A 7,046-nucleotide genomic window follows, 5' to 3' on the forward strand; every position below is an offset into this window, starting at 1 on the left:
CACTTCTGCCAAAGTAGTGCAAGGCAATCAATCCTCAGGTGCGGATATGGTGGACGACGATGGCACCATCCACTAACGGTTCCAATGTTCCGGCCGGGCTATATGCCAATGGTGCAACCGATGGTCGTCAGGCGTTCAACGGCGAAATCAGGACCAACTTCGCTGCCTATGGACTATCGGGCCATGTCGATATCTCAGCGGCCATCGAAGACCCGACGCAGACCGATCGCTGGGCCGACTATGCCAATGACAGTGCAGACGGACTGCATTCCCGCCAGACGGGGCAGGTCAAGGAAACGGCGGTAATCAAGATATGGGCCGATGCGCTGGCCACGCCATTGACTGCGGGCTGACCTTCACTGCGACGACGAAATGGCGGCGTTGGCTGTCGCCATTTCGTCGTTCACGCCCTGCTCGCCACTCCACGCGATAAATCACGACTTTACCACGCCCTGGCGAAATCTATCTACCATCCTAAATCTCTATTGTTTAAGTAGAGATTGAAGGAGCTGAGTCATGTTCATGGAATCAATCGCCGAGGCGGATGCCACTCTTGTCCCCCATCGCGATGCGCCGCGTCCGCACATCCGGCGGCTCAAGCCATGGAAAGTAGCCCGCAACTATGCGATTTTTACCGCGATTATGGCTATGATTGTAGCGTTCTGGGCGGCGTGTATTGCGGGGCTGATGCTCCTGCTACAGTGACGGGCTAGAGACGAAGCAAACTGTCGATCTGCGCCTCGCGGCGCAATTTCTCGCACTCCGCTTGCCAATGCGTCGCCTCTGCACGCAGGCGTTCAAAATTGTCCAACGGAATCCAGTGGCGCGATTCGCTGAGCGAGCCGTCCGCGCGGACCGTGACGCTGTCGGCGAGCCGTTCCATCATATAGGCAAGCTTTGCGAAATCGCTTACGCGCAAACTCACTTGCGCACCGTCACTGACCCCGTCGATCGCCGCGCGCATCTTGCCCGCTTCTGCGCGGACGATGGCGGCGATCTGCCCGGCTGATGTTGCTTCCATCACTGCCTCCTGTCGTTACAGCGTCGTCTGCGAACCAGGACGATAGCCAAAGAGGGTTAATCGCTCGTAACCATGGGGCGCCGCGCATCGCCCGCCAGATGGTCAAAAGCCGGAAAAGCCGGGGATCAGGATCGTGCCTGGTTGCTGCGGTGGGGTGTCAGCCGTGCTGGAGCTGATCGGTTTGGACCGGGGCGCGAAATCGAAATCCAGATATTTGCCCTTGATGCGGGCATAATTGTCCTTGGGATCATAATAGGCCCGGTCAACGCCCAGATCGCGCGCTTCGGCCCGGCCCATATTCGCCAGAAGCGTGAAGGCGGACACATAGGCGTCGCGGCGCGCGCTGACCAGTTGGACGCGCGTGTTGAGCGCTTCCTGCTCCGCATTGAGGATGTCGAGGATCGTTCGCGAACCGGCGGAATTTTCGACCTTCACGCCGTCCAGCGCCAGTTCGGCAGACTTGACCGCTTCTTCAGCGGACGCGATCGTTTCGAGCGCTGCGCGCCAAAGGGCATAGGAGGCGCGGGTCTGCGCGATCACGCCGCGTTCGGTGGCAGTCGCCTGCTCGATCGCGCTCGATTCGCGTGCGGCTGCCTGGCGATGCTGCGCGCCGGGGCGCCCGCCCTGGTACAACGGAATCGAAATAGTGGCCCCGGCCGACGCCGCCTTGTCATTGCGGACGTCGATTATCCCTCCCTGGTTGACCACGGTGGACCCCAGATAATCGGTTTGCGACCCGTTAACAAAAGCGCTGACCCGCGGCATCAGCTGGCCATTGGCGGATTTGACGTCGTAACGCGTCGCATCGCGCGCCTTGTTCGCCGCAAGCAAGGTGGGATTGTTCGCCAGCGCCAGCGCTACGGCTGCTTCCGCACTGTCGGGCAAGCCGGGCAGCGGCGGCGGTACTTCAAGATTCTGGGGCGGCTTGCCGACCAGGGCGATATAATTTTCCTTGGACGCGATAAGTTGCGCCTGGGCACTTTGCAGGCTGGAACGCGCCAGCGCCAGGCGCGAACGGGACTGGGCCACATCGGTTCGGGTGAGATCGCCCACTTCAAACCGCTCTATGCCCGCGCTCAGATTGACATCCAAAGCGCGCACATTCTGCCGGTTCAGTTCGACGATCGCGCTGTCGCGCAACACGTTCATATACGTCGCGACGATGCTCTGGAACAGATTTGCCTCGACGCTGCGAAGCGAAAACTGACCAGATTCGACCCGCAATTTGGCCGCATTGACGGCATTGCGGACGGTGCCCCCGCTGTACAGAGGCAAAACCACCTGCGCGTTCATGCTCAACGCTTCGCGCGGAGAAATCTGCGGAAACTGGCGATAGACATTATTGGAATAGCTGATGCTGCTATCCGCGAAGGGAAGGCCGCTGGACCGCTGGATCGTGACATTTTCGTCAATCGCACGCTGGTCGGCGCGGGCCGCCGTGATCGAAGGGTTGTCGGTGTAAGCCAGAGCCAGTGCTTCCATCAGCGTTTCGGCCGATGCCGGTGCCCCGATCATGGTGCCGGCGATTATCGCTGCCAGCGGGAAAAAGTTGCTTCGCCGTCCCATCATTGCCTTGCCCCAATCTCCACCCACGGCAGTCACGCCGCTTGCGCACCGTTCCTGCCAGAATAAGGTTAATGGTTCGCAAAGCCTGTTTGCGTGTGCGCCCGCAGTCGGGGTGCGATCGTCCTATTTGGGCAAAAGCCCCATCCGGTTGTCGGGCAGGCATTGCCGCGGATCGGGCCGGTCGATCACGGCGCAATCGAACAACACCGTTTCCTTACGCCTGTCACCATCCACACGGTAGAAAAACGTCATGGTCTTTGCCGCGGCCGCCGATACGACCGAACCGGACGGCAGGTCGCCGGGGTTCAGCCAGCCGATGACCGTACATTCAGGCTTGTCCCGGCACATCCGGTAGGCGGTGACGGCATAGGATCCGGCAAAAGCGCCGGGTTCGAGTGACAGCATATAAGCGCCGGCAGCGGGCATAGCGTCATGCAGGCGGCTCCCCTTGAGTATCCACGCCGGAACGTCTGCCCCTGCATCCTTGCGGCCAGCACCGTTCGCAATAGATGTCCGATCGCGCCAGTCGCCCAGTTTGGCCATATCGTAGGATAGGACGGCGGACGCGCCATCATCCTTTTTCTGATCGCCCGACAGGCCCGCAATCGACGCGATCACGGGTTCGTCCACGACCCTCACCCTGCGTAGCATTCCCGCATGGGACCAGCGGAAAAATATGTGCCCCCGCACCATTACCAACTTGTCCATCTGCGCGGACCAGAAAGGCACGACATAATCGGTGTGATAATGCGTTGCGGTGCTGACAGCCCCGAACACATATCCGTTCAGTGCGGCCCTCGCGGCAATCAGCGCGCGTGACCAGGCTGATGCGCTGGGGCGACGCCGAGTGATCGATCCGTCGCAGGTAAAGGTGAACTGGCAACCGATGGAGCGTTCGCTGCCTTGAAAGACGACGCCGCACACACTTTTGGGAAAGGCTGGATGGCGCAGGCGGTTAACCACGACCTGTGCCACCGCGCGCTGGCCGACCGGATCGTCACCGGCTTCATAATAAGCGGCGCTGGCCAGACAGTCCTGCGCCCGCCGCCAGTTGTCCGCTGGCCCCGAATAGATAAACGGGGGTGCGGCGGGCCTGGGTGCCGTGGAAAAGGGTTGCGCGTCGTTGATAGCACGCGCGTCAGGCGCGGCCAACGGCTTGAAGATCAAGGCCGGCGGTTCCACGCCTGTCGCCGATCGCCCGGTGGCCATGTGCGATCGCGGATCATAATTGGGGGGCACGCCAAAGTCGGGCTGTGACGGGACCGCCGTGAGCGTATCGACAAAATGAACCGCCAATGCGAGGCCAGCGGCCAGGATCAGCCCGCATAAAATGATCGCAGTAGTCCGGCGCGCCGACAGGCCACCGCCACGACCATGTAACGCATATTCGCCCACAGCCGGATCGACGCCTTTGTCCCGATCGGCGGACGGAGGAGATGCGGTCATCTGGTCATTCCAATTTCGAGACGCAGCCCTGACATCAAATGGTTAATGATGTGGGAGGGAAATGCAATTGGTTGTAGAAGAAGAATATTCCATGCGAGTCAAAGCCTGAATGGAAGGGGGGGGAAGAAATAATCTGATGGACACGCATAGCGAGAAAACCCTGCACCGGCGTATTCTTTACCGCCCCCGTTCGTTCATTGCCACTGCGCGACTCGAAGCGCTACTGGCCATAAGGCGTGGTGATCGGCTGTCGCCCAAAATTTTCATTGTCGGCGCACAAAAGGCAGGCACGACATCATTGTTCCGGGACTTGGCGAACCACCCGCAGATCATCGCGCCGGTAGCAAAGGAAGTCCACCAGTTCGACCGGCACCAGATGCGTCCGACCGAAAATTATCTCGCCCACTTCCCGTCACTGCAGGATGCAAAGGACCGTATGCGTCAAGTAGGCGCTCCGGTGATGACGATGGATTGCACCCCCTATTATCTCATGCATCCCGACGCCGCTGCGCGCATCAGCGCCTTTTGCCCTGACGCGAAAATAATCATGATGCTGCGCGACCCATGTGCGCGTGCATGGTCGCATTATTGGCATGAAGTTGCTCGCGGTTTTGAAACATTGGAACCAGAGGCAGCCTTTGCGGCCGAGCCTGACCGGATTGTCAAACCGCATGACCGTATCGGCCCCGGCAGACAGGAACGCTTCGCCCACCAGCATTACAGCTATTGCGCGCGCAGCGAATATGATGTGCAGATAAGCCGGTGGCAGGCGCTGTTCCGGCACGATCAGCTTTTGTACATCGCTACTGAGCGATATCAGAGTGATCCGACAGCCGAGCGCGACCGCATTGCGGCCTTTCTCGACATCGAACCCTTCGCCCGCACGCAGGACCAGAGCAAGCTGAACGAGGGGCGCTATCCCGCCCCCGCCCCCGCCCTGGCCACCTGGCTCGACCAGCGCCTGCACCGATCGCGAGAGCGCACCCATGCCATGCTTGGCCTCGATTTCGCGTGGCCCACATGGCACGGATAACGCAAATGCCGCCCCCCGCGCCCGTCGATATTCAACCGGTCTTGCCCCTTCAGGGCATATCGCACGAAACCGCATGGTCGTGCGCCCTGCCCCAAGGGCATGACGTGGAAGCCAGTCCACTGGCTGTTGACCAAGGCGTGACCCCGGTATTCGTCGTTGGCTGTCAGCGAAGTGGATCGACCCTGCTGGGTGCAATGTTGGGCAGCGGCGATCGCATGATTGCCACGCCTGAATCGCAATTCGTCGCTGACCTGATGCCCCATGATCCCCGCCAGATCGTCGAGTTGCGCCAAGCGATCGACGCCATAGCGGCCCATCCGCGCTTCAAGCTATGGAATTTTCCGATCGGCAACGAGCGTCCCGACGGGTACGGCACATTCATGGATGCCGTAATCTGGCTGGTGCGTACCTATGGTGCCCGATCAGGGCGCACAGACGTCGATTTCTGGGTGGAACATCAGCCGGGCAATGTCCGGCATATGCGGGCCTTGGTGGATGCGTGTCCGGACGCGCGATTTGTCCATATCGTCCGGGACGGACGTGCCGTGGCCAATTCGCTGCTCAAGGTCGCATGGGGACCAAGCAGCATTTCCAGCGCGGCGCATTTCTGGTCGCAGCGGGTGGCGATGGGCATGGCGCTTCGCGACTGCCTGCCGCCCAATCGCTGGGCACGCGTGCGATACGAAGATCTGCTCGCCCGGCCCGACGAGGAACTACGCCGTGTCTGTGCGACGCTGGAGCTGCCATTTGACGAGGCGATGATAGCGGCGCGGCGCTATCATGTGCCGCCATCAACCCGCAAACAACATCATCTGGTCGGCCAGGCGCTTGCCCCCGAACGGATAGATGCCTGGCAGCAGGAATTGAGCCAGCGGCAGATCGAGATATTTGAAGCCCATGTCGGCCCGCTGATCACCTATCTTGGCTATCAACTATCCTTTGGTAACCGCGCGCGCCTGCCCAGTTCCGTCGAAACCGCCAGGATGATCATGGTCCAGCTTCTTCACGGTTACCGCAACCGGTTAAGCCTGGCGATCAGCATCGGCAGGGCACGAACGGTGCGGAGTGCCACGGATGGCAGCGACGCCGCCATGATCGCCTATCCCCGGTGGCGCGGGGTCTTGCGCAGGATCTGCCAGATGGCGTCCAGATTGGTGGTCAAATAGCGCCAGAACAACCTGCGCGGCTCCAACGCCATACGATACAGCCATTCAAGGCCAGCGCGCTGCATCCACATGGGCGCGCGCGTGCGGCTTTCAGACAGGAAGTTGAACAATCCACCGCATGTCTTGACCCAGGCGATACCGTGGAACCGGTGCAGGTTGCGCGCGACGAAGATATCTTCCCGAGGCATGCCAAGGGCCACCCATAATATATCCGGTCGAGCGTCCATGACCTGCTGGATCACGGCTTCTTCTTCATCGGCGGAAAAATAGCCATTGCGCGCGCCAGCAATCACCAGGCGCGGGTAACGCTGGCGAACCCGCGCGATGGCCCTGCCATTTTCTTCGTCCGTGGCGCCCAGGAAATACATGCTATATCCATGATCCTGCGCCGCCGCGGCAAGATCATGGAACAGGTCCGTCGTCGCTGCGCGGTCGGGGATTTCCCGGCCAGCAATCAACTTGGCTGCCCACAACACCGGCACTCCATCGGCAGCGACTGCGTCGGCATGGCGATAGGCGTCCCGAAACACCGGGTCGCGCGCATAAGCGGAAATGACATTGCCATTGATCGCCGCATGGTAACGGGTCGCCGCGCGTCCCTCGCGCGCTTGACGGCAGTCATCGAGCATCAGTTGTACCCATTGCCTGGTGGACAAGGGCGAAACTGGAATGTCTGCAATTATAACGGGCGCGAAAGGTTCAGCCGAGTCGGTTGAATGTAATGACTTCATCGCGTCCTGAGCCCACCAGCATATGTCGATGTTGCTTGTCACACCGCCATGGCAAGGTCAATAAAGACCGCTATTCCTCTAAG

At 60.5% G+C, this 7,046-nt stretch carries 8 protein-coding genes; 4 read left to right on the plus strand and 4 right to left on the minus strand.

The features are described 5' to 3' along the window. Positions 1–59 precede the first annotated feature (59 nt). Positions 60–353, plus strand: a complete 294-nt coding sequence (locus EBBID32_RS15905) for a hypothetical protein (RefSeq protein WP_037491188.1) — start codon at positions 60–62, stop codon at positions 351–353. Positions 354–516: 163 nt separating this feature from the next. Further along, a complete protein-coding gene (locus tag EBBID32_RS15910; RefSeq protein WP_006960426.1) occupies positions 517–705 on the plus strand; it encodes a hypothetical protein in 189 nt (62 codons plus the stop codon). A gap of 4 nt (positions 706–709) precedes the next feature. Here the strand turns inward: EBBID32_RS15910 and EBBID32_RS15915 are convergent, their stop codons facing one another. From EBBID32_RS15915 to EBBID32_RS15925, 3 genes are all read right to left on the minus strand, one after another. Then, a complete protein-coding gene (locus tag EBBID32_RS15915; RefSeq protein ID WP_006960428.1) occupies positions 710–1,021 on the minus strand; it encodes a hypothetical protein in 312 nt (103 codons plus the stop codon). A gap of 102 nt (positions 1,022–1,123) precedes the next feature. Next, a complete protein-coding gene (locus tag EBBID32_RS15920) occupies positions 1,124–2,587 on the minus strand; it encodes a TolC family outer membrane protein (RefSeq protein WP_006960430.1) in 1,464 nt (487 codons plus the stop codon). 123 nt (positions 2,588–2,710) lie between these two features. After that, entirely contained in the window at positions 2,711–4,033 is a 1,323-nt protein-coding gene (locus EBBID32_RS15925; RefSeq protein ID WP_006960432.1) for a cell wall hydrolase, read from the minus strand. A 136-nt stretch (positions 4,034–4,169) separates the two neighbouring features. Between EBBID32_RS15925 and EBBID32_RS15930 the strand changes: the two genes are divergently transcribed. Together EBBID32_RS15930 and EBBID32_RS15935 are read left to right on the plus strand one after the other, a co-directional pair. After that, positions 4,170–5,066 carry a sulfotransferase family protein gene (locus EBBID32_RS15930; RefSeq protein ID WP_006960434.1) on the plus strand — a complete coding sequence of 299 codons (897 nt, stop codon included), beginning with the start codon at positions 4,170–4,172 and terminating at the stop codon, positions 5,064–5,066. A gap of 5 nt (positions 5,067–5,071) precedes the next feature. Further along, the gene (locus EBBID32_RS15935; RefSeq protein WP_231382219.1) at positions 5,072–6,232 is read left to right on the plus strand and encodes a sulfotransferase family protein; all 1,161 of its coding nucleotides are present in this window, start codon (positions 5,072–5,074) and stop codon (positions 6,230–6,232) included. Here EBBID32_RS15935 and EBBID32_RS15940 read toward each other — a convergent pair. Continuing rightward, on the minus strand, positions 6,166–6,861 hold the full coding sequence (locus EBBID32_RS15940) for a WecB/TagA/CpsF family glycosyltransferase (protein ID WP_037491194.1): 696 nt from the start codon (positions 6,859–6,861) through the stop codon (positions 6,166–6,168). The two genes, EBBID32_RS15935 and EBBID32_RS15940, sit on opposite strands and share 67 nt — an antisense overlap. Positions 6,862–7,046 lie beyond the last annotated feature (185 nt).

The sequence above is a fragment of the Sphingobium indicum BiD32 genome (genome assembly GCF_000382885.1).
Classification (GTDB): domain Bacteria; phylum Pseudomonadota; class Alphaproteobacteria; order Sphingomonadales; family Sphingomonadaceae; genus Sphingobium; species Sphingobium japonicum_C.